This window comes from Stutzerimonas stutzeri KOS6 (assembly GCF_000307775.2).
In the GTDB taxonomy this organism is placed as follows: domain Bacteria; phylum Pseudomonadota; class Gammaproteobacteria; order Pseudomonadales; family Pseudomonadaceae; genus Stutzerimonas; species Stutzerimonas stutzeri_B.
This window is the reverse complement of record NZ_KK020676.1, coordinates 1,547,835-1,574,737: the sequence shown is the minus strand read 5'-3', so window position 1 is coordinate 1,574,737 and position 26,903 is coordinate 1,547,835. Positions and strand designations below refer to the sequence as shown.

At 64.8% G+C, this 26,903-nt stretch carries 29 protein-coding genes; 13 read left to right on the top strand and 16 right to left on the bottom strand.

Translation table 11 applies throughout. The annotated features are described in order from the left end of the window. Positions 1 to 2 precede the first annotated feature (2 nt). The 4 genes from B597_RS35335 to B597_RS35320 are packed head-to-tail and all read left to right on the top strand — an operon-like array spanning position 3 to position 3,379. Positions 3 to 809, top strand: a complete 807-nt coding sequence (locus tag B597_RS35335) for an ABC transporter ATP-binding protein (RefSeq protein ID WP_003297343.1) — start codon at positions 3 to 5, stop codon at positions 807 to 809. Next, on the top strand, positions 802 to 1,506 hold the full coding sequence (locus tag B597_RS35330; protein ID WP_003297342.1) for an ABC transporter ATP-binding protein: 705 nt from the start codon (positions 802 to 804) through the stop codon (positions 1,504 to 1,506). The genes B597_RS35335 and B597_RS35330 overlap by 8 nt, the downstream gene beginning before the upstream one ends. Then, a complete protein-coding gene (locus B597_RS35325) occupies positions 1,506 to 2,393 on the top strand; it encodes a branched-chain amino acid ABC transporter permease (RefSeq protein ID WP_003297340.1) in 888 nt (295 codons plus the stop codon). The genes B597_RS35330 and B597_RS35325 overlap by 1 nt, the downstream gene beginning before the upstream one ends. Continuing rightward, positions 2,393 to 3,379 (top strand): branched-chain amino acid ABC transporter permease, encoded by a 987-nt coding sequence (locus tag B597_RS35320; RefSeq protein WP_003297339.1) that lies wholly within the window; start codon positions 2,393 to 2,395, stop codon positions 3,377 to 3,379. Before B597_RS35325 ends, B597_RS35320 begins: the two co-directional genes overlap by 1 nt. A 26-nt stretch (positions 3,380 to 3,405) precedes the next feature. Here the strand turns inward: B597_RS35320 and B597_RS35315 are convergent, their stop codons facing one another. From B597_RS35315 to B597_RS35300, 4 genes are all read right to left on the bottom strand, one after another. Further along, positions 3,406 to 4,179, bottom strand: coding sequence for a ParA family protein (locus B597_RS35315; RefSeq protein ID WP_003297338.1), 774 nt, complete (start codon positions 4,177 to 4,179; stop codon positions 3,406 to 3,408). 88 nt (positions 4,180 to 4,267) lie between these two features. Further along, the gene (locus tag B597_RS35310) at positions 4,268 to 5,062 is read right to left on the bottom strand and encodes a thymidylate synthase (RefSeq protein WP_003297337.1); all 795 of its coding nucleotides are present in this window, start codon (positions 5,060 to 5,062) and stop codon (positions 4,268 to 4,270) included. Between the two features lie 108 nt (positions 5,063 to 5,170). After that, positions 5,171 to 5,971, bottom strand: a complete 801-nt coding sequence (gene lgt, locus B597_RS35305; protein WP_024162064.1) for a prolipoprotein diacylglyceryl transferase — start codon at positions 5,969 to 5,971, stop codon at positions 5,171 to 5,173. Positions 5,972 to 5,981: 10 nt separating this feature from the next. Continuing rightward, positions 5,982 to 6,764 (bottom strand): sulfite exporter TauE/SafE family protein, encoded by a 783-nt coding sequence (locus B597_RS35300; protein WP_003297335.1) that lies wholly within the window; start codon positions 6,762 to 6,764, stop codon positions 5,982 to 5,984. A gap of 192 nt (positions 6,765 to 6,956) precedes the next feature. Between B597_RS35300 and B597_RS35295 the strand changes: the two genes are divergently transcribed. Continuing rightward, positions 6,957 to 7,712 carry an NRDE family protein gene (locus B597_RS35295; RefSeq protein WP_003297333.1) on the top strand — a complete coding sequence of 252 codons (756 nt, stop codon included), beginning with the start codon at positions 6,957 to 6,959 and terminating at the stop codon, positions 7,710 to 7,712. 15 nt (positions 7,713 to 7,727) lie between these two features. On the opposite strand, the gene ptsP is transcribed toward B597_RS35295, so the two are convergent. Together ptsP and B597_RS35285 are read right to left on the bottom strand one after the other, a co-directional pair. Further along, positions 7,728 to 10,001, bottom strand: a complete 2,274-nt coding sequence (gene ptsP, locus B597_RS35290) for a phosphoenolpyruvate--protein phosphotransferase (protein WP_003297332.1) — start codon at positions 9,999 to 10,001, stop codon at positions 7,728 to 7,730. 24 nt (positions 10,002 to 10,025) lie between these two features. Next, positions 10,026 to 10,505: an RNA pyrophosphohydrolase gene (locus B597_RS35285; protein ID WP_003297331.1), complete on the bottom strand. Its 480-nt coding sequence runs from the start codon at positions 10,503 to 10,505 to the stop codon at positions 10,026 to 10,028. 185 nt (positions 10,506 to 10,690) lie between these two features. Between B597_RS35285 and B597_RS35280 the strand changes: the two genes are divergently transcribed. Further along, positions 10,691 to 11,344, top strand: a complete 654-nt coding sequence (locus B597_RS35280; protein ID WP_003297330.1) for a histidinol-phosphatase — start codon at positions 10,691 to 10,693, stop codon at positions 11,342 to 11,344. 34 nt (positions 11,345 to 11,378) lie between these two features. Here B597_RS35280 and B597_RS35275 read toward each other — a convergent pair whose 3' ends face one another. Further along, positions 11,379 to 11,807: a DUF2269 family protein gene (locus B597_RS35275; protein ID WP_003297328.1), complete on the bottom strand. Its 429-nt coding sequence runs from the start codon at positions 11,805 to 11,807 to the stop codon at positions 11,379 to 11,381. A 20-nt stretch (positions 11,808 to 11,827) separates the two neighbouring features. After that, on the bottom strand, positions 11,828 to 13,363 hold the full coding sequence (ilvA, locus tag B597_RS35270; protein ID WP_082321523.1) for a threonine ammonia-lyase, biosynthetic: 1,536 nt from the start codon (positions 13,361 to 13,363) through the stop codon (positions 11,828 to 11,830). A 135-nt stretch (positions 13,364 to 13,498) separates the two neighbouring features. Here ilvA and rpiA point away from each other — a divergent pair, with 135 nt between their 5' ends. Next, a complete protein-coding gene (rpiA, locus tag B597_RS35265) occupies positions 13,499 to 14,170 on the top strand; it encodes a ribose-5-phosphate isomerase RpiA (RefSeq protein ID WP_003297325.1) in 672 nt (223 codons plus the stop codon). A gap of 54 nt (positions 14,171 to 14,224) precedes the next feature. Here the strand turns inward: rpiA and B597_RS35260 are convergent, their stop codons facing one another. The 4 genes from B597_RS35260 to B597_RS35245 all read right to left on the bottom strand — a co-directional run bounded on the left by B597_RS35260 (position 14,225) and on the right by B597_RS35245 (position 18,268). Further along, positions 14,225 to 15,112, bottom strand: coding sequence for an SdiA-regulated domain-containing protein (locus tag B597_RS35260; protein ID WP_024162063.1), 888 nt, complete (start codon positions 15,110 to 15,112; stop codon positions 14,225 to 14,227). A 75-nt stretch (positions 15,113 to 15,187) separates the two neighbouring features. Beyond that, positions 15,188 to 16,084: an SdiA-regulated domain-containing protein gene (locus B597_RS35255; protein ID WP_003297323.1), complete on the bottom strand. Its 897-nt coding sequence runs from the start codon at positions 16,082 to 16,084 to the stop codon at positions 15,188 to 15,190. Between the two features lie 94 nt (positions 16,085 to 16,178). Then, positions 16,179 to 16,844: a fumarylacetoacetate hydrolase family protein gene (locus tag B597_RS35250; protein WP_003297322.1), complete on the bottom strand. Its 666-nt coding sequence runs from the start codon at positions 16,842 to 16,844 to the stop codon at positions 16,179 to 16,181. Positions 16,845 to 16,873: 29 nt separating this feature from the next. After that, on the bottom strand, positions 16,874 to 18,268 hold the full coding sequence (locus B597_RS35245) for an FAD-binding oxidoreductase (RefSeq protein ID WP_003297320.1): 1,395 nt from the start codon (positions 18,266 to 18,268) through the stop codon (positions 16,874 to 16,876). Between the two features lie 199 nt (positions 18,269 to 18,467). On the opposite strand from B597_RS35245, the gene serA reads away from it, so the two are divergent. Next, positions 18,468 to 19,697, top strand: a complete 1,230-nt coding sequence (serA, locus tag B597_RS35240; protein WP_003297319.1) for a phosphoglycerate dehydrogenase — start codon at positions 18,468 to 18,470, stop codon at positions 19,695 to 19,697. Between the two features lie 67 nt (positions 19,698 to 19,764). Here serA and B597_RS35235 read toward each other — a convergent pair whose 3' ends face one another. From B597_RS35235 to B597_RS35220, 4 genes are all read right to left on the bottom strand, one after another. Then, a complete protein-coding gene (locus B597_RS35235) occupies positions 19,765 to 20,058 on the bottom strand; it encodes a hypothetical protein (RefSeq protein ID WP_003297318.1) in 294 nt (97 codons plus the stop codon). A gap of 144 nt (positions 20,059 to 20,202) precedes the next feature. Beyond that, entirely contained in the window at positions 20,203 to 20,511 is a 309-nt protein-coding gene (locus tag B597_RS35230) for a hypothetical protein (RefSeq protein ID WP_024162062.1), read from the bottom strand. 116 nt (positions 20,512 to 20,627) lie between these two features. Beyond that, complete coding sequence (locus tag B597_RS35225; RefSeq protein ID WP_003297315.1) at positions 20,628 to 21,701, bottom strand: AI-2E family transporter; 1,074 nt, start codon at positions 21,699 to 21,701, stop codon at positions 20,628 to 20,630. Between the two features lie 70 nt (positions 21,702 to 21,771). Then, positions 21,772 to 23,484 (bottom strand): OPT/YSL family transporter, encoded by a 1,713-nt coding sequence (locus tag B597_RS35220; RefSeq protein WP_003297314.1) that lies wholly within the window; start codon positions 23,482 to 23,484, stop codon positions 21,772 to 21,774. 261 nt (positions 23,485 to 23,745) lie between these two features. Here B597_RS35220 and B597_RS35215 point away from each other — a divergent pair, with 261 nt between their 5' ends. The 5 genes from B597_RS35215 (at position 23,746) to B597_RS35195 (ending at position 26,902) form a co-directional block, all read left to right on the top strand. Continuing rightward, positions 23,746 to 24,330 (top strand): helix-turn-helix transcriptional regulator, encoded by a 585-nt coding sequence (locus B597_RS35215; protein ID WP_003297312.1) that lies wholly within the window; start codon positions 23,746 to 23,748, stop codon positions 24,328 to 24,330. 178 nt (positions 24,331 to 24,508) lie between these two features. After that, the gene (locus tag B597_RS35210) at positions 24,509 to 24,985 is read left to right on the top strand and encodes a curli fiber surface-exposed nucleator CsgB (protein WP_003297311.1); all 477 of its coding nucleotides are present in this window, start codon (positions 24,509 to 24,511) and stop codon (positions 24,983 to 24,985) included. Between the two features lie 15 nt (positions 24,986 to 25,000). After that, entirely contained in the window at positions 25,001 to 25,882 is an 882-nt protein-coding gene (locus B597_RS35205) for a hypothetical protein (RefSeq protein ID WP_003297310.1), read from the top strand. Between the two features lie 48 nt (positions 25,883 to 25,930). Further along, positions 25,931 to 26,326 carry a hypothetical protein gene (locus tag B597_RS35200; RefSeq protein ID WP_003297309.1) on the top strand — a complete coding sequence of 132 codons (396 nt, stop codon included), beginning with the start codon at positions 25,931 to 25,933 and terminating at the stop codon, positions 26,324 to 26,326. 132 nt (positions 26,327 to 26,458) lie between these two features. Further along, complete coding sequence (locus B597_RS35195) at positions 26,459 to 26,902, top strand: ketosteroid isomerase-related protein (protein ID WP_003297308.1); 444 nt, start codon at positions 26,459 to 26,461, stop codon at positions 26,900 to 26,902. Position 26,903 lies beyond the last annotated feature (1 nt).

Below are 26,903 nucleotides of genomic sequence, written 5' to 3'. Positions count from 1 at the left end.
GCATGGCCGCAGCGCAAGGCCTGAACGCAGGCGGACCGTCCGCCGGCGCAGCCACGGACGCGCCGGTGATGCTCTCTGCCCGAGGCCTGCGCAAAGAGTTCGGCGGCTTCGTCGCGGTCAACAATGTCGACCTGGACGTGCGTCATGCACGGGTGCACGCCCTGATCGGGCCCAACGGCGCAGGCAAGACCACGGTGTTCAACCTGCTGACCAAGTTCCTGCAGCCCACCAGCGGGACCATTCGCCTGCTCGACCATGACATCACCCGTACCGACCCGGCCAGGGTGGCGCGCATGGGGCTGGTGCGCTCGTTCCAGATCTCGGCGGTGTTCCCGCACCTCTCCGTGCTGGACAACGTGCGCGTGGCCCTGCAGCGCCCGGGCGGGCTGGCCACGCAGTTCTGGCTGCCGATGCGTTCGCTGAATCGCCTCAACGAACGCGCCATGCAGCTGATCGAGTCGGTCGGCCTGGCCGACAAGCGCAACGAGCTGGCCGCTGATCTGTCCTACGGGCGCAAGCGCGTGCTGGAGATCGCCACCACCCTGGCGCTGGAACCCAAGGTGCTGCTGCTGGACGAACCCATGGCCGGGATGGGGCACGAGGATGTGCACGTGGTCGCCGAGATCATCCGCGAGGTCGCCACCCAGCGCGCGGTGCTGATGGTCGAGCACAACCTCAAGGTGGTCGCCGACCTCTGCCATCAGGTGACCGTGCTGCAGCGCGGCGAAATCCTTACCTCCGGCGACTACCGCACGGTCAGCCAGGACGAGCGCGTGCGCGTGGCCTACATGGGGACCGACGATGACTGAACCCTTGCTCAGCGTGCGCGACCTCAACGCCTGGTATGGCGAAAGCCATGCCCTGCACGGCATCGATCTGGACGTGCAGCAGGGCGAGACGGTGACCCTGCTCGGCCGCAACGGCGTCGGCAAGACCACCGCGTTGCGCTCGATCGTCGGCATTATCCGCAAGCGCAGCGGCAGCATCCGCTTCGATGGCAAGGACATGCTGCGTGTACCGCTACACCGCACCGCCCGCCACGGCATCGGCTATGTACCGGAAGAACGCGGCATCTTTTCCACGCTGACGGTGGAGGAAAACCTCACCCTGCCGCCGGTGATCGCCAAGGGCGGCATGACCCTGGCTGAGATCTACCAGCTGTTCCCCAACCTCGAGGAACGCCGCAAGAGCCCCGGCACCAAGCTTTCCGGCGGCGAGCAGCAGATGCTGGCCATGGCGCGCATCCTGCGTACCGGCGCCAGGCTGCTGCTGCTCGACGAACCCACCGAAGGTCTGGCGCCGGTAATCATCCAGCGCATCGGCGAGGTGCTGCAGACACTCAAGCAGCGCGGCATGACCATCCTGCTTGTGGAGCAGAACTTCCGCTTCGCCAGCAAGGTCGCCGACCGCTTCTACGTGGTCGACCACGGCAAGGTCATCGACACCTTCGACGTCGCCGATCTGCCCGGCCGCATGAGCATGCTCAACGAAGCCCTGGGGGTCTGATGACGACGATTTTCGATGTACCGATCCAGGCCTTCCTCGGTCAGTTGCTGATCGGTCTGATCAACGGCTCGTTCTACGCCATGCTCAGCCTGGGCCTGGCGATCATCTTCGGCATGCTGAAGATCATCAACTTCGCCCACGGCGCGCAGTACATGATCGGCGCCTTCGCCGGCTACCTGCTGCTGGCGACCCTCGGCATCGGCTACTGGCCGGCGCTGATCCTCGCGCCGATCATCGTCGGCCTGTGCAGTGCGGTGATCGAGCGCCTGGCGCTGTCGCGGCTGTACAACCTCGACCACCTATACAGCCTGCTCTTCACCTTCGGCCTGGCGCTCGCCCTGGAAGGCGCGTTCCGCTACTTCTACGGCTCCTCCGGGCAACCCTACGCCGTGCCGAAAGAACTGGCCGGCGGCTACAACCTGGGCTTCATGTTCCTGCCCAAGTACCGCGCCTGGGTGGTGCTGGCCTCGCTGGTGATCTGCCTCGCCAGCTGGCTGCTGATCGAGAAGACCAAGCTCGGCGCCTACCTGCGCGCCGCCACCGAGAACCCGACGCTGGTGCGCACCTTCGGCATCAACGTGCCGTTGCTGCTGACCTTCACCTATGGCATGGGCGCGGCGCTGGCCGGCCTCGCTGGCATGCTCGCCGCGCCGATCTACCAGGTCAGCCCGCTGATGGGCTCGAACCTGATCATCGTGGTGTTCGCCGTGGTGGTGGTCGGCGGCATGGGCTCGATTCTCGGCGCCATCATCACTGGCTACATGCTGGGCATTCTCGAGGGACTGACCAAGGTGTTTTACCCGGAAGCGTCGAATATCGTGATCTTCGTGATCATGGCGATCGTGCTGCTGGTGCGGCCGGCCGGCCTGATGGGGAGGGACGCCTGATGAACAGCCCGGTGAACGTCACGCCTACCACCAAACGCCCGCTGCTGCGCCTGGAGACCGTGCTGATCCTGAGCGGCGTGGTCGCGCTGGCGCTGGCACCGTTCTACTTCTACCCGATCTTCCTGATGAAGGTGCTGTGCTTCGCCCTCTTCGCCTGCGCCTTCAACCTGCTGCTCGGCTACACCGGCATTCTCTCCTTCGGCCACGCAGCGTTCTTCGGCGGCGCGGCGTATTTCACCGCGCACGCGGTTAAGGAGTGGGGACTGCCGCCAGAACTTGGCCTTCTCGTCGGCGTCGGCGGTGCGGCGTTTCTCGGGCTGATCATCGGCTTCCTGGCGATCCGCCGGCAGGGCATCTACTCGACGATGATCACCCTGGCGCTGTCGCAGATGTTCTTTTTCTTCTGCCTGCAGGCGCCCTTCACCCATGGCGAGGACGGCATTCAGAACATTCCGCGCGGGCACCTGTTCGGCTTCATCGATCTGCAGGAGCCGCTGTACATGTACTTCTTCGTGCTCGCGGTGTTTCTCGCCGGGATGCTGCTGATCTGGCGCGTGATCAACTCGCCGTACGGCATGATCCTGCGCTCGATCCGCGAGAACGAGAACCGCGCCATTTCCCTCGGCTATTCGGTGTCGCGTTACAAGCTCGGAGCCTTCGTCATGTCCGCCGCGCTGGCCGGGCTGGCCGGCGGGTTGAAGGCGCTGGTGTTCCAGTTCGCCACGCTGACCGACGTCAGCTGGCAGATGTCCGGCGAGGTGGTGCTGATGACCCTGCTGGGCGGCATCGGCACCCTGGTCGGACCGGTGTTCGGCGCCGCCCTGGTGACCACGCTGGGCAACTACTTCGCCACCTCGGAACTGCCGGTGACGCTGGTCACCGGGATCATCTTCATGGTCTGCGTACTGGTGTTCCGTCGCGGGATGATCGGCGAGCTGTACGCGTCACGGCTGGGCAAGAAGCTGGAGCGGCGTGCCGACGACTGAAGCCGCCAGGCGCAGTCCGGGCCGCTTCAGCCGTTCGCTTCGAGCAGGTCGTGCAGCTCGACGAACTGCTGGCTCAACTTGTGCCGAGGATCCAGGTAGACCAGCGGCATGCAGGCCTGGTGCGACTCGCGCATCTTCACCGAACTCATCAGGTTGACCGGCAGCACCGGCAGTCCTTCGCTCAGCAGTTCGTCGATCATCTGCTGCGGCAACGCGGCCCGTGGCTGGAACTGGTTGACCACGATGCCCTCGACCTCGAGCGTCTCGTTGTGGTCTTCCTTCAACTCTTCGATCTCCCCCAGCAGGCCGTATAGCGCCTGCCGCGAGAAGCTGTCGCAGTCGAAAGGAATCAGGCAGCGATCGGCAGCGATCAGTGCCGACACGGTGTAGAAGTTCAGCGCGGGCGGCGTATCGAGGTAGATTCGATCGTAATCTTCGGCGAGGACTTCGAGCAGTTTGCGCAGCTTGTTGATCTTGTGCTTGGCCTCCAGCTTGGGCTGCAGGTCAGCCAGCTCGGCGGTGGCGCTGATCAGGTGCAGGTTGTCGAAGGCGGTTTCCAGGATCGGCGGGCGCGCCTTCTTGCCAGCCGTACCGCCGGCGAGGATCTGCTTGAAGAAGTCGGCGATGCCGGTGGGAACGTCATCACCGGTCAGTCCGGTCAGGTAATGCGTGGAGTTGGCCTGGGCATCGAGATCCACCACCAGCGTGCGATAACCCTGCGATGCGCTGACCGCTGCCAGGTTGCAGGCGATGCTCGACTTGCCGACACCGCCCTTCTGATTGAACACGACCCTGCGCATGACTCGCCTCCCAAAGTATCCCTGAGCGGTCGAGTCTATACGGCTAATGTGACAGTCGGGTTATCCGCAACGGCAAACCCGACCAAAGTCAGACGGCGACGGGCGCCTTGATGTGCGGATGCGCTTCGTAGCCGACCAGTTCGAAGTCCTCGAAGCGGAAGGCGAACAGGTCCTTGACGTCCGGATTGAGCTTCATGGTCGGCAGCGGCAGCGGCTCGCGGGTCAGCTGCAGGTCGGCCTGCTCCAGATGGTTGGCGTACAGATGGCAATCGCCGCCACTCCAGATGAACTCGCCCGGCTGCAGGTCGCAGACCTGCGCCACCATCAGCGTCAGCAGCGCGTAGCTGGCGATGTTGAAGGGCACGCCGAGGAAGATGTCGGCCGAGCGCTGGTACAGCTGGCAGCTGAGCTTGCCGTCGGCGACGTAGAACTGGAACAACGCATGGCACGGCGGCAGCGCCATCTGCTCGACCAGCGCCGGGTTCCAGGCCGAGACGATAAGGCGACGCGAGTCCGGATTCTTCCTGATCATCGCCAGCAGGTTGGCGATCTGGTCGATGGATTCACCGTTCGGTGCCGGCCACGAACGCCACTGGTAGCCGTAGACCGGGCCCAGCTCGCCGTTCTCGTCGGCCCACTCATCCCAGATGCGTACGCCGTTTTCCTGCAGGTACTTGATGTTGGTGTCGCCCTGAAGGAACCACAGCAGCTCGTGGATGATGGATTTCAGGTGACACTTCTTGGTGGTGACCAGCGGAAAGCCTTCGGCCAGGTCGAAGCGCATCTGATGGCCGAACACGCTGTAGGTGCCGGTGCCGGTGCGGTCGGTCTTGAAGGTGCCGTGTTCGCGCACGTGGCGCATCAGGTCGAGATACTGTTTCATCGATTGACTCGAAGCGGGCGCCGAAGCGCGGTGAAAAGGCTGCGCGAATAGTAAAAGGCCGGGGCCGGCTTGTCGCCCTCATGGCGACAAGCCGCGCTCCCTGGCGGATCAGACCACGGCCTTGGTCGCGTCGCGGCGATAGGCCCAGGCGATCATGCCGACGCCCAGCAGAACCATGGGCACGCAGAGCACCTGGCCCATGGTCAGCCAGCCGAACGCCAGATAACCCAGCTGCGCGTCCGGCACGCGGACGAACTCGACGATGAAGCGGAAGATGCCGTAGCACACCGCGAACAGCCCGGACACCGCCATGGTCGGCCGCGGCTTGCGCGAGTAAAGCCAGAGGATGACGAACAGCGCCACCCCTTCCAGGGCGAACTGGTAGAGCTGCGACGGGTGCCGAGCCAGCTGCTGCGGATCGGTCGGAAAGACCATCGCCCAGGGCACATCGCTGGCCTTGCCCCACAGCTCGGCATTGATGAAGTTGCCGATGCGCCCGGCACCGAGGCCGATCGGCACGAACGGCGCGATGAAGTCCATCAGTTCGAAGAAGCTCTTGCCGTTGCGCCGGGCGAAGATCCAGCTGCACAGCAGCACGCCGATCAAACCGCCATGGAACGACATGCCGCCCTTCCACACCTGCAGGATCAGGCTCGGCTGATGGACGTAGGCGGCCAGATCGTAGAACAGCACGTAACCCAGCCGCCCCCCGACGATCACGCCCATCGCCACCCAGAACACCAGGTCGGACAGCTTGTCCTTCGACCATTCGGGTGCGAAGCGCTGCACCCGCAACGAGGCCAGCCACCAGGCACCGCCGATGCCGATCAGATACATCAGGCCGTACCAGTGAATCTGCAAGGGGCCGATGGATATCGCCACCGGATCGATCTGCGGATAGGGCAGCATCGGTTACTCCTCAAACCAGAAAATTGATGCCGACGCTCAGCAACAGCAGAGCGAACAGCCGTTTCAAAACCTTGGCCGACAGCCGGTGCGCCAGCGTCGCGCCGAGCCGTGCAAAGAACATGCTGGTGGCGGCGATACCCAGCATGGCCGGCAGATAGACGAAACCCAGGCTCCAGTCCGGCAGCTGCGGCTCGTGCCAGCCGACCACCATGAAACTCAGCGCCCCGGCGATGGCGATCGGCAGACCGCAGGCCGCCGAGGTCGCCACTGCCTGCTGCATCGGCACACTGCGCCAGGTCAGGTAGGGCACCGACAGCGAGCCGCCACCGATGCCGAAAATCGCCGAGGCCCAGCCGATCACCACGCCGACCAGCGACAGCTCCGGTCGTCCCGGCGCGTGGCCAGTGGCCTTCGGTCGTAGATCGAGTCCCATCTGCAGCGCCATCGCCAGGGCGAACACGCCGATGATCTTCTGCAGCATCGGCCCCTGGATCGCTGCCGCGGTCAGGCTGCCCAGCGCCGCGCCGAGCAGGATGCCGAAGGTCATCCAGAGCACCGTCGGCCAGCGCACGGCGCCCAGGCGATGATGGGTGAGAATCGAGTTGACCGAGGTGAAGACGATGGTCGCCAGCGACGTTCCAACCGCCAGGTGGGTGAGGATCTCCTGCGAAAAGCCCTGGGCACTGAAACTGAATACCAGCACCGGCACGATGATCAGCCCGCCGCCAACGCCGAACAGCCCGGCCAGCAAGCCGGCGAAGCCGCCCAGCAGCAGATACAGCAGAAACTCCATGTGCCCCGTCCCGGCGAAACAAAGCGGCATGTTAGCTGAAAATCGGGCTGGAGGCTGGGGCTGGAGGCTTTGCGAAAAATCATCCGCTACTGTTGCCGGTTGCGAGGCATGGGACCCTGACTGCATCACCTGCTGGCGCAGCCCCTGGGTTTTCGTCTAGCCTCCAGCCCTCGACGGCTTTTCCGGCTCCCTATGTGCCTGATCGTTTTCGCCTGGCGTCCCGGCCACGCCCAGCCGCTGGTGGTCGCCGCCAACCGCGACGAATTCCACGCCCGCCCTAGCCTGCCATTGGCTCCCTGGGAGGATGCGCCCTGGATCATCGGTGGGCGTGACCTGCAGGCTGGCGGGACGTGGATGGCCGCAACCGCCGACGGCCGCTTCGCCGCGGTGACCAACATCCGCGCGCCCGGACAACCGGCCGGCCGCCGTTCGCGCGGCGAACTGCCCGAGCGGTTCCTGCGTGGCCAGCAGTCGCCAGGGGACTACGTCGCCGCGCTGGCCGACCACCGCGACGAGTATGCCGGGTTCAACCTGCTGCTCGGTGATCGTAACGAGCTGTGGTACCTGAACGCTCATACAGGCAGGCCGCAAGCGCTCGAAAGCGGCGTCTACGGGCTCTCCAACGCGGCGCTGAACACGCCCTGGCCCAAACTGAAGAAAGCCCGCGAAGCACTAGCCGACGAACTCGACCAGCCGGCCCCGGAGCGGTTGCTGATGCTGCTCGCCGACCCCCATCCAGCGGCCGACCATGAACTGCCGCAGACCGGTGTACCGCTGGAGTGGGAGCGGCGACTGTCGAGCATTTTCATCGCCAGTGCGGACTATGGCACACGGGCCAGTACCGCACTGATCCGCCATGCCGACGGCGCCCTGGAAATCGTCGAACGCAGTTTCGGTCCGCCAGGTCTGCTGGGAGAAGTACGCTACCGCCACCCGCCATCGCGCTGAACGGCGAGCCGCGGCTCAGACCGCCGCGGAGGGATTGATCAGCTTGCTCAGGCCAAGGTTGCGCAAGGTCAGCTGGACCGTACTGTGGATGACCTGCGGGCTGTCCAGGAGCATGACCCGCGCCAGCAGCTGCTGGGCGGCATCCATGCTGACCTGGCGTAGCAGCCACTTCACCTTGGGCAGGTTGGTGGCGTTCATCGACAGACTGTCGAAACCCATGGCCAGTAGCAGCATGGCCGCTGCCGGATCTCCGGCCATTTCGCCACAGATGCTCACCGGCTTGCCCTCGCTATGGGCCTCCTTGACCACCCGCTGCAATGCTTCGAGCACGGCGGGATGCAGGTAGTCGTAGAGATCGGCGACGCGCGGGTTGTTGCGGTCGACCGCCAGCAGATACTGCGTCAGGTCGTTGGAGCCGACCGAAATGAAGTCCGCCATGCGCGCCAGCTCACGGGTCAGGTAGACCGCCGCGGGCACCTCGATCATCACGCCGACCGGCGGCATGATCACGTCCAGCCCCTCGTCGCGCACCTCGCACCAGGCACGGTGGATCAGATGCAGCGCCTCCTCCAGCTCGCGGATGCCGGAAATCATCGGCAGCAGGATGCGCAGGTTGTCGAGCCCGGCGCTGGCCTTGAGCATGGCGCGGGTCTGCAGCAGGAAGATCTCGGGATGATCGAGGGTGACGCGGATACCGCGCCAGCCGAGGAAGGGGTTTTCTTCCTTGATCGGGAAATACGGCAGGCACTTGTCACCGCCGATATCGAGACTGCGCATGGTTACCGGCAGCGGGTGGAAAGCTTCCAGCTGCTCGCGGTAGATCGCCATCTGCTCCTTCTCGCTGGGAAAGCGCTCCTTGAGCATGAATGGCACTTCGGTGCGATACAGGCCAACGCCCTCGGCGCCACGCTCCTGAGCACGCACCACATCGGCAAGCAGCCCGGTATTGACCCAGAGTGGTATGCGATGGCCGTCGGTGGTCTCGCAGGGCAACTCGCGCAGCACGTCGAGCCCCTCGGAGAGCTGGCGCTCCTGCTCGGCGAGCACCTCGTACTGCTCACGCAGCACCTTGCCGGGGTTGGTGATGATCTCGCCGCGGTAACCGTCGATGATCAGCTCGATGCCATCGACCTTGGAGTACGGCAGGTCCACCGCCCCCATCACCGTGGGAATGCCCATGGCGCGGGCGAGAATGGCAACGTGGGAGTTGCTCGAGCCGAGTACGGAAACCATGCCCACCAGCTTGCCTTCGGGCACTTCGCCAAGCATCGCCGGTGACAGCTCCTCGCTGACCAGGATGGTCTTGTCGGGATAGGTCAGGGTCTGCTGGCGGGCTTCCTGCAGATAGGCAAGCAGGCGCCGGCCGATGTCCTTGACGTCCGACGCCCGCTCGCGCAGATAGGCGTCGTCCATCATTTCGAAGCGCCGCACATGCTCGGTAACCACCTGCCGCAGCGCGCCCTGCGCCCACTGACCGGTACGGATCACCTTGCTGACCTCGCCACCGAGGGCCGAGTCGTCGAGCATCATCAGGTACACGTCGAACAGTGCGCGCTCTTCCTTGCGCATCTGCGTGGCGAGTTTCTCGGAGAGATTGCGCATGTCGCCACGCACAGCCTCCAGCGCGGCTTCGAACAGCGCCAACTCGGCCTCGATGTTGTCGACGTGCTTGTCCGGCACCACATCCAGATCGGCCGGCGGCAGTACCACCAGCGCCGTCCCGACCGCCGCGCCCGGCGCGCCAGGAATGCCGATGAAACGGGTTTCCTGGATGCCCTTGCCCTGCCGGCCAAGGCCACGGATCGAGCCGGTCGCCTCGGCATGGGCGATGACGCCGGCGAGCTGGGCACTCATGGTCACCAGGAAGGCTTCCTCTCCCTCGTCGAACTGGCGGCGCTCCTTCTGCTGGATGACCAGCACTCCCATCACCCGCCGATGGTGGATGATCGGCGCGCCGAGGAAGGAGGCATAACGCTCCTCGCCGGTTTCGGCGAAGTAGCGATAGCGCGGATGTTCGGAAGCATGCTCGAGGTTGAGCGGCTCCTCACGGGTGCCGACCAGGCCCACCAGGCCCTCGTTGGGCGCCATGCTGACCTTGCCGATGGCGCGCTTGTTGAGCCCTTCGGTGGCCATCAGGACGAAACGCTCGGTTTCCGGATCGAGCAGATAGACCGAGCAGACCTGGCTGCCCATGGCCTCCCTGACTCTCAGCACGATGATGCCCAACGCCGCCTTGAGGTCCTTGGCGGCATTCACTTCCTGGACAATCTTGCGCAGCGTGCCGAGCATGCTCAGAGGCTTTCTCCCCGAATCTCAGTCCCGCACCGGCAAACGCGGTGCGAGTTCTTTAAGTGCGCGACGATAGACCTCGCGCTTGAAGGTGACCACCTGCCCCAGCGGGTACCAGTAGCTGACCCAGCGCCAGCCGTCGAACTCCGGCTTGCCGGTCAGGTCCATGCGCACACGTTCTTCGGCACCGGTCAGGCGCAGCAGGAACCACTTCTGTTTCTGGCCGATGCACAACGGCTGGCTGTGGGTACGCACCAGACGCTGCGGCAGACGATAGCGCAACCAGCCACGGGTGCAGGCGAGGATCTTCACATCCTGCTCTTCCAGGCCGACTTCTTCGTTGAGTTCGCGAAACAGCGCTTCTTCCGGCGCCTCACGGGCATTGATGCCCCCCTGCGGGAACTGCCAGGCGTCCTGATTGATCCGCCTGGCCCACAGCACCTGACCGACATCATTGGTCAGGATGATGCCGACATTGGGGCGAAAACCATCGGAATCGATCACGGCATACAACCTCGCAGACGCATGTCGCGGCATTGTTCCACAAAACCGCGACAAGCCGAAAGCGCGGCAAGCCGCCATTCAGCCAGTGCCTGCGACGCCAGCGACCAGCTGCGTCGAGACTGCCCGCCGGCAGGCCTAACCGTTATGCTTGGCACCGACCTGATCATCCTTGAGGAAAACCGACCGTGCGCCTGGCCCTATTCGATCTCGACAATACCCTGCTGGCTGGTGACAGCGACCACGCCTGGGGCGAATACCTGTGCCAGCGCGGGATCGTCGATGCAAGCAGCTACAAGGCTCGCAACGACGCCTTCTATCAGGACTACCTGGCCGGCAACCTCGACGTGCATGCGTACCAGAATTTCTGCCAGGAACTGCTCGGCCGCAGCGAAATGCCGCAGCTGCAGCAGTGGCACGAGGAGTTCATGCGCGATTTCATCGAGCCGATCGTGCTGAGCAAGGGCGAGGCGCTGCTGCGCCAGCATCTGCAAGCCGGCGACAAGGTGGTGATCATCACTGCCACCAACCGCTTCATCACCGGCCCGATCGCCGCGCGACTGGGCGTCGACACCCTGCTGGCGACCGAGTGCGAGATGCATGATGGCCGCTACACCGGACGCCTGACCGACATTCCCTGCTTTCAGGAAGGCAAGGTCCAGCGGATCGAGCGCTGGCTCGCGGAAACCGAGCAATCCCTGGAAGGCAGCTACTTCTACAGCGATTCGCGCAATGACCTGCCGTTGCTGCAGCGCGTGACCCATCCGGTGGCGGTGGACCCGGACCCGATCCTGCGCCAGATCGCCACGGAGCGCGGCTGGCAGATCATCTCGCTGCGCTGAGGCAAGCCGAGGCTCCGTTCAGCGCCGCCCGATCTCAGACTGGCTTGGCCCCCATCAGCGCGGTGATCGCCAGCAACAGCAGCAGGATCAGCACGGCGTAGATGCCGGCATTGCGTCCCGCCGTTGTGCTGCCCGGCGCCTGCCAGGCGGCGAGGCGACCGGCCAGCAGCAGGACCAGCGGAATCAGCGCCAGGAACAGCACGGAGCTGGCCAGCAGCCACAGCTGTCCCAGCGGCAGGCCGGCCAGGTGCGTCAGCCACCAACCGGTCACCGGCAGCGACAGGCCGATCACGGCGAGCAACGGCAGCGACATACGGCGGGTGCGCTGCAGCTTGCGTTGCAGCACGGCCTGGTCGCTGCCGCGGCCGGCCTTCCACAGCATCAGCAGATGCACGATGACACCCAGCAGCAACAGCACTGCAGTCGCGCCATGAATGATTCTGAGGGTGAGGTAGTGGTCCATTTGCCTTCCTTTGAGTTCGCTTAGCCGAGAAACAGCTTGTAGGCCGGATTCTCGCTTTCGTCCCAGTAGCGGTAGCCGATCTTGTCCAGCGCCGCCGGCACCAGATGGCGCTCGCCGGTGGGCACCTGCAAGCCGACAACCACCCGACCATCGGCTGCACCGTGGTTGCGGTAGTGGAACATGGAGATGTTCCAGCGCCCGCCCAGCTTGTTGAGGAAGTTGAACAGCGCTCCGGGTCGCTCGGGAAACTCGAAGCGCAGCACCATCTCGTCGCTGACCCCGGCCGCATGGCCGCCGACCATGTGCCGTGTGTGCAGCTTGGCCAGCTCGTTGTCGGTCAGGTCGAGGACCGGAAAGCCCTTGTCGCGCAGCCCCTGGACCAGCGCCGCGCGCGGGTCGCTCTCCGGATGGGTCTGCACGCCGACGAAGATGTGCGCCTCGCGGTCGGTGTGGTAGCGGTAGTTGAACTCGGTGATCTGCCGCTTGCCGATGGCTTCGCAGAAGGCCTTGAAGCTGCCCGGCTGCTCGGGAATGGTCACAGCGATGATCGCCTCGCGCTTCTCGCCCAGTTCGGCACGCTCGGCGACGTGGCGCAAGCGATCGAAATTGACGTTCGCACCGGAATCGATGCCCACCAGCACCCGGCCACTGACGCCATCGCGCTCGACGTATTTCTTGATCCCGGCCACGGCCAGCGCACCGGCCGGCTCGGTGATCGAGCGGGTGTCGTCGTAGATGTCCTTGATCGCAGCGCAGATCTCGTCGGTACTGACGGTGATCACCTCGTCGACATGCTGCTTGCAGATATCGAAGGTGTGCTGGCCGATCTGCGCCACCGCCACGCCATCGGCGAACAGCCCGACCTGCTCGAGCACCACGCGCTCACCGGCCGCCATGGCTGCCTGCAGGCAGTTGGAGTCGTCCGGCTCGACTCCGATCACCCGGATCTGCGGATAGAGGTATTTCACGTAGGCAGCGATGCCGGCCACCAGCCCGCCGCCGCCCACCGGCACGAAGATGGCATCGATCGGTCCCTGGTGCTGGCGCAGGATTTCCATCGCCACCGTGCCCTGGCCGGCGATCACGTCGGGATCGTCGTAGGGATGGATGTAGACGTAGCCCTTCTCTTCCACCAGCTTCAGCGAGTAGGCCAGCGCCTCGGGAAAGGCATCGCCATGCAGCACCACCTTGCCGCCGCGGGCGCGCACGCCCTGGACCTTCAGCTCCGGCGTGGTACGCGGCATGACGATGGTCGCCTTGATCCCCAGCTGCTTGGCCGCCAGCGCAACGCCCTGCGCGTGATTGCCGGCCGAGGCCGTGACCACACCGCGCGCCAGTTCCTCGGGCGACAGTTGCGCCAGCTTGTTGTAGGCACCACGGACCTTGAAGGAGAACACCGGCTGCAGATCCTCGCGCTTGAGCAGAATCTGGTTGCCGATACGCTCGGAAAGCTGGCGGGCGGGCTGCAGCGGGGTTTCGATGGCGACGTCGTAGACGCGGGAGGTGAGGATCTTCTTGACGTAATGTTCGAGCATTCTGGCTATCTTGGCGGGCATTGCGTGGAACGGGGAGTCTACTCCCGCGACCGCCTCGCCGACCACCGGCAATCCGCGGCCAAGCCACAGCGGCCAAGACCCACCGCCAGCCGAGCGCTATACTCCACGCCTCGTTCTTCCGCCCGGATTCCTTCCATGACCCAGGATCAGCTCAAGCAGGCCGTCGCCCAGGCCGCCGTCGACCACATCGTTCCCAAACTGACCGACCGCAGCATCGTCGGCGTGGGCACCGGCTCCACGGCCAACTTCTTCATTGACCTGCTGGCCAGGCACAAGGGCTTCTTCGATGGTGCCGTCGCCAGCTCCGAAGCCACCGCCGAGCGCCTGAAGGGACACGGCATTCCGGTCTACGACCTCAACTCGGTGAGCGAACTGGAGTTCTACGTCGATGGCGCCGACGAAGCCAACAAGCACCTGGAGCTGATCAAGGGCGGTGGCGCAGCCCTGACCCGCGAAAAGATCGTCGCGGCGGTGGCCAAGACCTTCATCTGCATCGCCGATGCGAGCAAGCTGGTCGAGCAGTTGGGCAGCTTCCCACTGCCGGTGGAAGTCATCCCGATGGCGCGCAGCCACGTGGCCCGCGAGCTGGTCAAATTGGGCGGCGACCCGGTCTACCGCGACGGCGTGGTGACCGACAACGGCAACGTCATCCTCGACGTGCACAACCTGCTGATCGGCTTCGCGCCGGAACTGGAAGCGCAGATCAACAACATCGTCGGCGTGGTCAGCAACGGCCTGTTCGCCATGCGCCCGGCCGACCTGCTGCTACTCGGCACCAAGGACGGCGTGCAGATGCTCGAGCGCTGATGCCGGGTCGCGCGTTAGGCACGGCCGGCCGGGCGCCGGACCGGGCCTCGCGGGTCACTTGCGGAACACATAGAAGAGGTTCGGCTCGCTGACCAGATAGAGCGCGCCGTCCGCTCCCATGGCAATGCCTTCTGCCTGCGGCACGTCGTGCTGCAGTCCATGCTTGCCGGCACTCAACGACAGGCTGCTGAGCGGCTGCCCGCTGCGGTCCAGCTCCACGACCAGCCGCGACTCGTCGGACAGCGCCAGCAGATGGCCGGTCTGCTCGTCGAACTGCAAGCTGGACAGGTCCCGCACGAACAGCCGGGCGTCGTGCTCATTGATATGCACCGAGGGTTTCGGCGCGGCATAGGGGAAGCCGGAGATTTCGTAGATACGTACCGGATTGCGTTCCTTGGCGACGAACAGTCGCTTGCCCGCCGTATCGTAGGCCAGGCCCTCGAAGCCCTTGTTGCCGTTGACGTCGATTCCCAGCGAAAGCTGCGACGCCTGCGCTGCGTCGATGACCATGGTCTGCTCGTTCACTTCGACGCGCAGCAACCGCTGCAGACGCTCGTCGCTGATCACGTACACCCCTTCGGAAATGTACTCGATGGCCTCCGGGTCGCGGAAACCAACGAGGGGGATCGTCCGCAGCAGCTCGCCTTCGAGGCTGAGCTCGAGCCACTGCGGGTTGCCGTTGGTGACGGCGATCAGGCTGTTGCGGTCCGGATCGAAAGTCAGCGCCGAGAGATCGTCGTCGATGCCGTCGACTCGCTTGCCCTGGATCGTGGCCTGATAGTCGGGTAGCCACAAGGCGGTCTCCTGGCGCTGCTCGCCCTGATGCCATTGGCCGAGATGAAACCAGCCACGTTCGAACAGCCGGTAATGAATACCAGCGCCAACCCCTGACAGCAGCGCCGCCCCCAGTAACACGACCATATGCATTTTCAATGCACGCATAATTCCCACTTATTCTTCTAATTGGAGGCGGGATTGTGCTCGTCCCGAATTACATCAAGCTTAATGAAGCAGGCTTCAGCGCTTGCGACTGAACACGTAGAAGCGGTTGGGCTCGCCAACCACGTAGATGTTGCCCTCGGCATCCATCGCGACGCCTTCGGCCTGCTCGATGCCCTGGACCAGCCCGTTTAGACCACCGAACAGGCTGATGAAGCTGCGCGGCCGACCCTGCAGGTCCAGCTCCACCAGCAGCCGCGACTCGTCGGAAAGCATCAGGGTATGACCGCTGCGCGGATCGATGGTGACCGAGGAAATGTCGCGCACCAGCAACGGCTGGTCAGGCAACGCCTCCAGCGCACCGATGCTGCCGTCCTCGCCGGGAAACGGCAGCTCGAACAGCCCCTGCGGATCACGCTCCTTGGCCAGCAGCAGGCGTTGCGTGCGCGGGTTCCAGGCCAGTCCCTCGAAGCCCTTGTTGCCGGCTTCGGCGAAACCCAGGTCGTAGCTGGCCATGCTATCCAGGTCGAGGCTCTCCACCCCCGGCTCGAGGAAGAACACCGCGACCATTCGGCGGCGCTCGTCGACGATCGCCAGGCGGCCATCGCCCAGCGCCTCCACGGCCTCGGGATCGGCAAAGCCGTTCAGCGCGACCCGACGCAGCACCACGCCGGTCGGCGTGAACTCGACCAGTTGCTCGCCGGTGACGGTAAACAGCGTGCCGGTCAGCGGATTCCAGGTCAGGCCCGAAGTCTCGGCCTTCTCCAGGCCGGCCAGAGTGGTCTCCAGCGTCAGTTCGTAGTCCGGAAGCCAGATGCCGGCCGCACGCTGCTCGGCGCTGACCGAACGCTCGTCCCAGTACAGCCGCAGCTGGTCGTCCCAGTGCAGCAGACGAGCGGCGACGAGCAGGACGATGAACAGCAGCAACAGGACGGCCGCGGTGAACAGACGCCAGCGGGAATAACGGACAACCATGAGAAGCGTTCCAGCGGAAGGTGCCGGATTACAACACGAGAACGGATCGCAAAAGAAGCAGCAGACGCGGCGGGCTTGCCCCGCCGCGCGCAGGTCAGATCACGCGGCTCTCGAAGCGCGACAGCCCGACCAGCTCCAGCACCAGCTCGTCGCCCTGGTTGAGTGGGCCGACACCGGCCGGCGTGCCAGTCAGCACCACATCGCCCGGCTGCAGGCTGAAGTGCCCGGCAACGTGCTGCAACAGCGGCAGGATGGCGTTGAGCATCTGGCTGCTGTTGCCGTCCTGACGCACCTCTGCGTTGATGGACAGGCGGATGCCGATGTCGCCGAGGTCCGCCACCGCATCGCCCGGCACGAACGGCGCCAGCACGCAGGCGCCGTCGAAGCTCTTGGCGATCTCCCAGGGATGGCCCTTTTCCTTCAGCTTGGCCTGCACGTCGCGCAGGGTCAGGTCGAGGGCCGGGGCGAAGCCGGAAATGGCATCGCGCACCTCTTCCTCGTTCGGCTTGCGTGACAGTGGCTTGCCGATCAGCACGGCGATTTCCGCTTCGTAGTGCACTGCGCCGCGATCGCTCGGAATGCTGAAGCCGCCTTCCAGCGGCACGGTGCAGCTACCGGGTTTGATGAACAGCAGTGGCTCGGTCGGCACCGGGTTGTTCAGCTCCCTGGCATGCTCGGCATAGTTGCGACCGATGCAGACCACCTTGCCCAGCGGGTAGTGGATCGGCGTGCCGTCGGTGTAGTGGTGCTGGTAGCTCATCGAAGACTCCTGATAATCCGTGGGCCCACTCAGGCCGCGAAGATCTTGCCCGGGTTCATGATCCCGTTCGGATCGAATACCGCCTTGACCGCTTTCATGTACTCGATTTCGGCGGCCGAGCGGCTGTAGTGCAGGTAATCACGCTTGGTCATGCCGACACCATGCTCGGCGGAGATCGAGCCGTTGTACTTCTGCACGATCTCGAACACCCACTTGTTCACCGTGGCGCACTTGCCGAAGAACTCGTCCTTGTCCATGGCATCCGGCTTGAGGATGTTCAGGTGCAGGTTACCGTCGCCGATGTGGCCGAACCAGACGATTTCGAAGTCCGGATAGTGCTCGCCGACGATGGCGTCGATTTCCTTGAGGAAGGCCGGCACCTTGCCAATGGTGACCGAGATGTCGTTCTTGTACGGCGTCCAGTGGCTGATGGTCTCGGAGATGTACTCGCGCAGCTTCCAAAGGTTCTGCAACTGCTGCTCGCTCTGGCTCATCACGCCATCGAGCACCCAGCCCTGCTCGACGCAATGCTCGAAGGTGGCCAGCGCCTGGTCGGCGCGCTCGTCGGTGGTGGCCTCGAACTCCAGCAGCGCGTAGAACGGGCAATCGGTTTCGAACGGTGCCGGCACGTCGCCGCGGCCGAGCACCTTGGCCAGCGCCTTGTCGGAGAAGAACTCGAAGGCGGTCAGGTCGAGCTTGTCCTGGAAGGCGTGCAGGACCGGCATGATCGAGTCGAAATCCGGCGTACCCAGCACCAGCGCGGTGAGGTTGGTCGGCTGGCGTTCCAGGCGCATGGTCGCCTCGACGACGAAGCCCAGCGTGCCCTCGGCGCCGATGAACAACTGGCGCAGGTCATAGCCGGTGGCGTTCTTGATCAGGTCCTTGTTCAGCTCGAGGACGTCGCCCTTGCCGGTCACCACCTTCATCCCGGCGACCCAGTTGCGGGTCATGCCGTAGCGGATCACCTTGATGCCACCGGCGTTGGTGCCGATGTTGCCGCCGATCTGGCTGGAGCCGGCGGAGGCGAAGTCCACCGGGTAGTACAGGCCCTTGTCCTCGGCGAACTGCTGCAGCTGCGCGGTGACCACACCGGGCTGGCAGACCGCGGTGCGATCCATCTCGTTGAATTCGAGAATCTGGTTCATGTAGTCGAACGACACCACCACCTCGCCATTGGCCGCCACGGCCGCGGCGGAGAGGCCGGTGCGGCCGCCCGAGGGCACCAGCGCGACCTTGCGCTCGTTGGCCCAGCGCACGATGGCCTGCACCTGCTCGATGCTCTTGGGGAAGACGATGGCCGAGGGCGCCGGAGCGAAATGCTTGGTCCAGTCCTTGCCGTAGGCATTCAGCGAATCGGCGTCGGTCAGCACTTTGCCGGGCTCGACCAGGGTTTTCAGCTCATCGATCAGGGCGGGGTCGGTCATCACGGGAACTCTCATACGATTCATGGTCACCCTGAGCACGCTTCAGCACAGGGGTGGGGGTGTTTCGCGGGGCTCGTATGCTAGCATACGCACCCCTTTGAAACGTGCCTCGGCAGACTCCCGATACCGCTAATGACGGGTCGGCCAGCCTTCGCTGGACACTTCAGTCCTATCCTTCGGCCTTAAGGTTTTAATGCAGATGAGCCAGACCTCTCTCGACAAGAGCAAGATCAAGTTTCTTCTTCTCGAAGGCGTGCACCAGAACGCCGTCGACACCCTCAAGGCGGCCGGCTACACCAACATCGAGTACCTCAAGGGCGCGCTGTCCAGCGAGGAGCTGAAGGAAAAGATCGCCGACGTCCACTTCATCGGCATCCGCTCGCGCACCCAGCTCACCGAAGAGGTCTTCGACGCGGCCAAGAGACTGATCGCCGTCGGCTGCTTCTGCATCGGTACCAACCAGGTCAACCTGAATGCCGCCCGCGAGCGCGGCATCGCGGTATTCAACGCGCCCTACTCCAACACCCGTTCGGTGGCCGAGCTGGTGCTGGCCGAAGCCATCCTGCTGCTGCGCGGCATCCCGGAGAAGAACGCCTCCTGCCATCGCGGCGGCTGGATCAAGTCGGCCGCCAACTCCTTCGAGATCCGCGGCAAGAAGCTCGGCATCATCGGCTACGGCTCCATCGGCACCCAGCTCTCGGTACTCGCCGAGGCGCTGGGCATGCAGGTCTTCTTTTATGACGTGGTGACCAAGCTACCGCTGGGCAACGCCACCCAGATCGGCTCGCTGTACGAGCTGCTGGGCATGTGCGACATCGTCTCGCTGCACGTCCCCGAGCTGCCGTCCACCCAGTGGATGATCGGCGAGAAGGAAATCCGCGCCATGAAGAAGGGCGGCATCCTGATCAACGCCGCCCGCGGCACCGTGGTCGAACTGGATCACCTGGCCGCCGCGATCAAGGACGAGCACCTGATCGGCGCCGCCATCGACGTGTTCCCGGTCGAACCGAAGTCCAACGACGAAGAGTTCGAAAGCCCGCTGCGCGGCCTGGATCGGGTGATCCTGACCCCGCACATCGGCGGCTCGACGGCCGAAGCGCAGGCCAACATCGGCCTGGAAGTGGCCGAGAAGCTGGTCAAGTACAGCGACAACGGCACCTCGGTGTCCTCGGTCAACTTCCCGGAAGTGGCCCTGCCATCGCACCCGGGCAAGCATCGTCTGCTGCACATCCACCAGAACATTCCGGGCGTGATGAGCGAGATCAACAAGGTGTTCGCCGACAACGGCATCAACATCTGCGGCCAGTTCCTGCAGACCAACGAGAAGGTCGGCTACGTCGTCATCGATGTGGACAAGGAGTACTCCGATCTGGCGCTGGAGAAGCTGCAGCACGTCAACGGCACGATCCGCAGCCGCGTACTGTTCTGATTCACTGACGCGTGCATTGAAAGGGAGGCTTCGGCCTCCCTTTTTCGTTTGCGCGCATCCGCTTCCACTAGCCGCGCAGCACCCGGGTACCTGCGGCATCGACATCCGTCCCTGGCTGTTCGTCACGCGGCTTGGGCGTTGGCGGTACATCGGTTTCGCCCGGCGCCGGGCGCGGCTGCAGCAACGGCGCTTCGATCTGTTGCGTCTCCTCCGCCTGCCGGTCCGACTGCGGCCGCGGCTCGCGGTTGTCCAGCGGATGCTGACGCGCCTTTTCCGGGTGGGTCGGCCCGGTAGGCTCGGCCAGGGCGGTCGACGCGCCAGCCAAAGACACCAGCAGAATGCTCAAACGCAGCATGCCCATGTGCACCTCCGATCATTGCTCTTGCAGGTTCGTCATGCCGGCACCGACAAGGTTTCCCTGCTGCCGCGTTCAGCGCCCGAGTGGTCGGGCCGGGCGCAGAACGACCCGGCAAGCGCAGCCTGCCAGGCCGTTCATGACCAAAGGTCAGTTGGCGCCGCCCTTGCCGGTCTTGCCCTGCCCAGCGGCCGCGCCATCGCCGCCTGCATCGACGCCGGTGCCGTGATCACTCCCCGTGGTGGTCGCCGGGCGCTCAGTCTCGTCCGGCATCTTGCCGGTATCGGAGGTCGAATCCATTCCGCTGCCCGTGCCACCCATGGCCCCCGGCTGCTCGGTGCTGTGCCCCATCGAGTCGCGGGGATCGGTTTCGGTACCAGTGCCGGTGTTGCCGGCAGCGAGTGCCGCGCTGGAGAGCAGTCCCGCCAGGGTGAATGCCGCAATCTTGTGCATGTTCATGATCGACTCCTGCATGTTTCGGGGGTTCATGTAATCCGGCAGCAAGACGCGCCAGGGGTTTCGCCGTCAGCCTTTACAAAACGTGACAGCCCTTGGCGAACGCCCTGCCAGAGCGCCTAGCCGCTCTGACCGTCGGTCGCCTGCGGCCGGTCACCGAGCAGATCCTCGACGTAGAGCATGCGCACCAGCACCATGCCGACCGCTGCCAGCGGCGTCGCCAGCAGCAGGCCCAGTGTCCCGGCCAGCAGGCCGAACAGCAATTGCACGGCGATGGTCAGCGCCGGCGGAACCGAGACGATGCGCTGCTGCATCCACGGCGTGAAGACGTAGCTTTCCAGCGCCTGCACCAGCAGGTAGAGCGCGGCGACGTAGAGCACCGTGCGGCCGCCCTCCAGCGACGCCAGCAGGAGCGCCGGAATCACCGCCAGCACCGGGCCGATATTGGGAATGAACGACAGCAATCCGGCGATCAGGCCGAGCACCAGCGCCAGCTCGATGCCCAGCAGCCACAGGCCGAGCGTGGTCAGCACGCCGATCAGCAGCATCTCCAGCAGCTTGGCCAGCAGCCAGGCGCGCAACGTCGAGCCGCTCTCGTCGAGCACAGCCGCCGCGCGCGGACGATAGCCCAGCGGAATCAGCTTCAGCAGCCCGCGGACGTATATCTGCGGGTTGATGGCAAGGCAGATGCCGATGGCGAAGGCGATGGCGAAACTGCTCAGTGCACCGACGATCGAGCCCATCACCTTGGTCACCACGCTGAACGCGCTGGAGCCATCGGGCAGCGAGTCCTCCAGACGTTCGCGCCGCTGCAACAGTTCATTGGCCCAGGGCAGTTGCCCGGCGCGCTCGCGCAGGCGCTCGACGGCCTTGGGCAGCGAATCGGAGAGCGCATCGGCCTGTTCGGCGATGCTCGGCGCGACCAGCCAGCCACCGCCACCCAGACCGAGCAGCAAGAGCACGAAGAACGCCGCCATGGACAGCTTGTAGGACAGCGCGGTCTTGCTGCACAGCCAGCGGCTGACGCCGTGGATCAGCACACCAAAGAGAATCGAGGCGAACAGCAGCAAGAGGAAATCGAACGCCAGCCAGGCGACGATGCTCAGCAGCACCACAACGGCCAGCACTGCGGCCTGCACGACCGTGCGATTGGCGACCTTCCTGGCATTGTTCTGCGGTGTCGTCGCGGACATGGCGCTCCCCCTGATGAGTACAAGAGGTACGACAGACCGCGCCGCGCATTAATTCAGCGATTGCCGCCAATCAGCGCAGCAACTGCCAGAGCGAGGCGGCGACGCCGGCCATGCTCTCGCCCGCCACCAGCCCGGCTGCGGCGACGATCACGAAGCGCTCGCCGAGGCTGCGCCAGCGCGACGCGAAGGCCCAGGCGAGCACGGCTCCGAAGGTCATCATCAGCGAGATGGACGCCGGAATGATGAACGCCAGGCCGAGCGCCGCGGAGCTTGGCAACCAGCGCAGCCGACGTTCGGGCAGCAGCCCTTCCAGCGCACCGAGCGTCACGCCACAGGCCGCGCCAACCAGCATTGCCCAGCGCACGTCGGGCGCAAGCGCGCCAAGCCCGCCGGTCAGCGCCTCGGCCACCGCCTTCCAGGTGGCAACCGCCGGCGCCGGCCATTCGGGAGTGATCAGCATGGCCTGCGGATCGGGTATCAACAGCTGATAGGTCAGCACCCCGACCACGCTGCCCAGCAGGATGCCCAGGCACTGCGCCAGCGCCTGGCGGCCCGGCGCGGTGCCGATGGCATGCCCGACCTTGAAGTCATTGAGCAGATCGGTGCATTGCCCCGCGGCACCGCCTGCGGTATTGGCGCTCATCAGATTGACCGGCACCTGGCCCGGGGCGAACACGCCGAAGCCCAGCTGCGAGAGCTGACCGATGGCGCCGATCGGCGGGATGCCGGTGGCGCCCACCACTCGCGCAGCGACCGCCGCCAATAGCAGCGCCAGCGGAATCGACAGCAGCGCCAGGGACCATTCGATGCCGAACAGGCTGATCTGCAATAGCACCACCAGGGCGACCGCCAGCAGGAAGCCCGCGGCCGGCCAGGCGGCCGGTCGCCGCAGCCGCTTGCGGCGCTGTGCTGCGGTGCCTGTGCGCAGCAGGCGCAGGCCCAGTGAAGTCAGGGTGGCGCAGACCATCAAACTGACGCCGGGCCACAGCAGCCAATCGATCAGCACGGCGAACTGCGGCCCCTGGGCATCGGCCGGCAGCTGCAGCAACCCTTCGGCGAGCAGCCAGGGTGCCAGCAGTCCCCAGGCCAGCAATGCCCCAAGCAGCAGCGACAGGCCGACGCGCAGCCCGATGATGCCGCCGAAACCGAGCAACAGCAGCGACGGCTCGAAGGCGAGCGTCAGCCGCTCCAGCTGCAAAGACGGCGCCCAGCGCGGCAACGTCCAGAAGAAGCTATCGACCAGCTTGGCGCTGGCAGCCAGCCCGGCGGCACTGGCCAGCACCCAGAGACGGCGACCGGCCTCCGCCCCATGGCTGAAGATCTGCTGCAGCGTGGCCAGGGTGGCCATGCCTTCGGGAAAGCGCAGCCCCGACGTGGCGATCAGCGACGGGCGCAGGTACCAGGCGACCCAGACACCGAGAAAACTCACCGAAAACACCCAGCCCATCAGGGGTAGCGCATCGAACTGCTGGCCGGTGAGCAGCGTATAGGCCGGTATCGGCGCGACCAGACCGCCGGAGATGATCGAAGCGCAGGACGACGCCGTGGTCTGGCTGATATTGCTTTCCAGCAGCGTCCAGCGCGGCCGACCGAAAGCCGCCGCAGCGCTTTGCCAGAAAGCGAAGCCGATCAGCAGCGCAATGATGGACATATTGAACGACCAGCCAATCTTGAGGCCCGAGTAAACGTTCGACGGCGCCAGCAGTGCGCCCAGCAGCAAACCGGTCAAGAGGGCGCGCGCAGTGAATTCACGAGGCGGAACAGCAGAGGAGGTCGCGATCATCTGACTACCTTAGCAGCCTCCCCGTGCAAAAACGCGCGCTGCTCGCGACGCCCCGCTCGCCCTGTGCCGAGTTGCGCACCTGCCGGCAGAACATCGCCCGTTCACCGTCGCTCGCCTGAACTTCGCAGCAAGGTGCTGGTCGTTTAGTAACTTTTTAATCAATCACGCCCGACTGACTAGGTACCGAACATGGACGCGGAGCTTACACGGGACGATCACTCCCCAACCGTCACGCTGTTAACCGGCAACGAGCTGCTTGGATTGTTCTTTCGTCATTTTCTCGGCGAGCAGGCCCAAGTCGAAGTCGCCCTCGTCGGCCTGGAGACGGCCGAGCATCATGGCGCCGATTTGTTTCTGGTCGACGCCGGCCATACCGAGGCCGAACAGATCTCCAGCCTCATCGACCAGCTCGACGAGCAAACCCCGGTGGCGCTGGTGAACATCGTGCCCGAACAGGCCGAGCAACTGGTCGAGAAGCACCCGGGCATCCGCGGCGTCTTCTACAGCCACGCCACCCGCGAGCACCTGCTCGAAGGCATCCGCGTGCTGCTGCAGGGCGGCGACTGGCTGCCGCGCGTCCTGACCGAGCGCCTGCTCGGCCAGTGGCGACGCATGCGCCAGCTCGCCGAAACCAAGTCCAGCCTGACCCTGCGCGAACGCGAGATTCTGACGCTGGCGGGCAAAGGGCTGTCGAACGCCGAGATCGCCGAACAGCTGTGCCTGAGCCCCCACACCATCAAGAGCCATATCCACAACCTGCTGCGCAAGATCGGCGCCTCCAACCGAGCCGAAGCGGCCTATCTGCTGCGCAGCCACCTCGACTGGGACAAATCATGCCGCGTCTGACAGCGTAGCGACCCGACGCAATCCGGCCACGCCAGGTGAACGCCACACCAGCCGAAGCCGGCTTAATTCCCGCCTACCGCCAGGCCAGTCCTTTTTCCATCGTCGGATGGATATCCAACCCACGCTGCAGCGTTCAAGAATCGCCCCACTGCCTTTCTGGTACCCGATGAGCCATCCCATGCGCCGCATCACGCCTGTCTTCGCCCTGCTTGCATGGCTCGCCAGCTCGACGCTGCAGGCGGCCGACCTGCTGGACAACGGCGACCTCGGCCCAGGCGGCACGCTCAGCGCCGCAACGGCCCAGGCGCTGCCAGCATTAGCGGGGTCGCGGCAGGCCATCCTGCAACAGCAGGGTGAAGGCAATCTGGCCGAGCTGCTGCAGAACGGCCAGACGCTGGGCGCGCAGATCCTGCAACAAGGTACCGATCAGGAAGCCTTCATCCTGCAGCATGGCCATGATCTGCTGGCTGTCATCGAACAGGTCGGCCAGGGCAACTTCGCCGAAATCCGCCAGGCCGGCAGCGACAACCAGGCCACCATCAGCCAGTACGGCGCCTACAACGATGCGCGCATCGAGCAGGTCGGCCAGGGCCTGCGCAGCGCGGTCACGCAGTTCGGCGTCGGTCAGCAGATCAATATCGTCCAGGGTCGCTGATATCCAGGAGAACCCATGTTCAAGCCCGCAGCAATCGCCACACTCCTCACCCTGAGCGTCGCCCAGGCCATGGCTCAGAACGCCGCCGAACTGGAGCAGCTCGGCGCGGAAAACCTTGCAACCATCTACCAGGGCAGCATGGTCGACTCCAGCGAGATCGGCGTCAGCCAGGTCGGCGACCTGAACACGGCAAGCGTCGCCCAGGTCGGCGAGACGCATTTCAACGTCGCCAACCTGCAGCAACTGGGCAACGCCAATGTCGCCGCCATCGAACAGACCGGCCGCGCCAACCAGCTGGACGCCGCCAGTACGGGCAACGGCAACCGGCTCAGCGGCAGCCAGACCGGCTTCGCCGTCGCCGTGGTCGAGCAGCGCGGCAACAACAACCGGCTGACCTTCAGTCAACAGGGGTATTTCGAGGGCTCGAACATGAATGTGTCCCAGGATGGCCTGGGCAACATGGCGGATATCTTCCAGGGCGACGGCAATCGCATGACATTGGCCCAGAACGGCGCCTACAACCTTGCCGAGATCCAGCAGAGCGACTACCAGAACGAGCTGAACTTCAGCCAGAACGGCGACGCGAACCGACTCAATGTCGATCAGGACGGCTTCGGCGGCATCATCACCGGTTCGTCCAGCGGCAGCCGCAATAGCGTCGACATCGTCCAGAGCTTCATGTCGAACCAGGCGACGGTGATCCAGAACGGCACTGACAACCTGGCCAGCATCGAGCAGGCCAACTATGGCCATCAGGCCAGCATCACCCAGCTGGGCAGCGCCAACCAGGCGCACATCCTCCAGAACATGCCGCTGGAGGACTACACCCGCCTGCCGGGCAGCGCGACGATCCAGCAGAGCGGCACTGGCAACAGCGCAAGCATCGTCCAGCAGTAGCGCACAACGACGGCCCGAGCCAGGACTGGCTCAAAGGAAGCAGAACGGATGCTGACCATGACCCTCACCACCTGGCTGCTCGCAGCCGCCCCCGTCCCTGCTGACGCTCCGGTAGCCGTCAGCCTCGAACTGCAGCCGGCCGAGCGAAGCCGGCTTGCGCTCGCCCTGTGCTTCAAGGGCAGCGGACAGCAGGTCCGCTTCCGTCTCAAGATTCGCTCCAGCGGCAGGGCCGGCAGTGCCCAGACCGCGCAGAGCGGCACGCTGCTCGCCACTCCGACGCAGCAATGCCCACTGAACAATCGTCTCGGCGTCGCTGACGACACCCGCGTCGAGGCCGAGCTGCAGTGGTGGATCGACGATGTCGAGCAGTTGCCGATCCTGCGCAACTATCCGGACGACGACGCCGACGAGGGCGATCATGAAAGCCCGGAACAGATCGCATGAGCGCCGACAGCGGACCGGCGGCGCGGCTTTTCGCATCAAAGCTGCAGACGGACTGAACGAAAGACACTCCCGCACGGCCCTGACCGCTGCTAGAGTTCGCTGCCGAGCCATCTGCAGCCCACTGGAGGGCGCATGTCACTGGATGACCGCAAGAAACTCGTCCGACAGCACATCGACCTTACCTGGAACCGCGGGCACCTGGCGCTGGCCGAGCAGTTGCACAGCAAGGATTTTCTCTACAAGACTTCCTTCATCGGTCGGCCGCTCGCCAGCGCCGAGTTTCTCGACATGGTTCGGCAGATCCGCCTGGCCATGCCGGAACTGGAAGTGGTGGTCGAAGAGTGCATCGCCGAAGGCAACCGGGTGGTCACCTGGAGCACGCTGATCGGTACCATCGAGCAGCCGGCGTTCGGCTATCCGCCCAGCGACAAGGTGCTCAGCATCTCCGCCATGGCCTTCTGGACCATCACCCCGACCCAGCAGGTACAGGAAATCTGCACCATGTTCGACATGGAAAGCTTCCGTGCTCAGCTCGGGCTGGATACCCGGCCCTACGCCGAAAAAGCCCTGCCCTGAG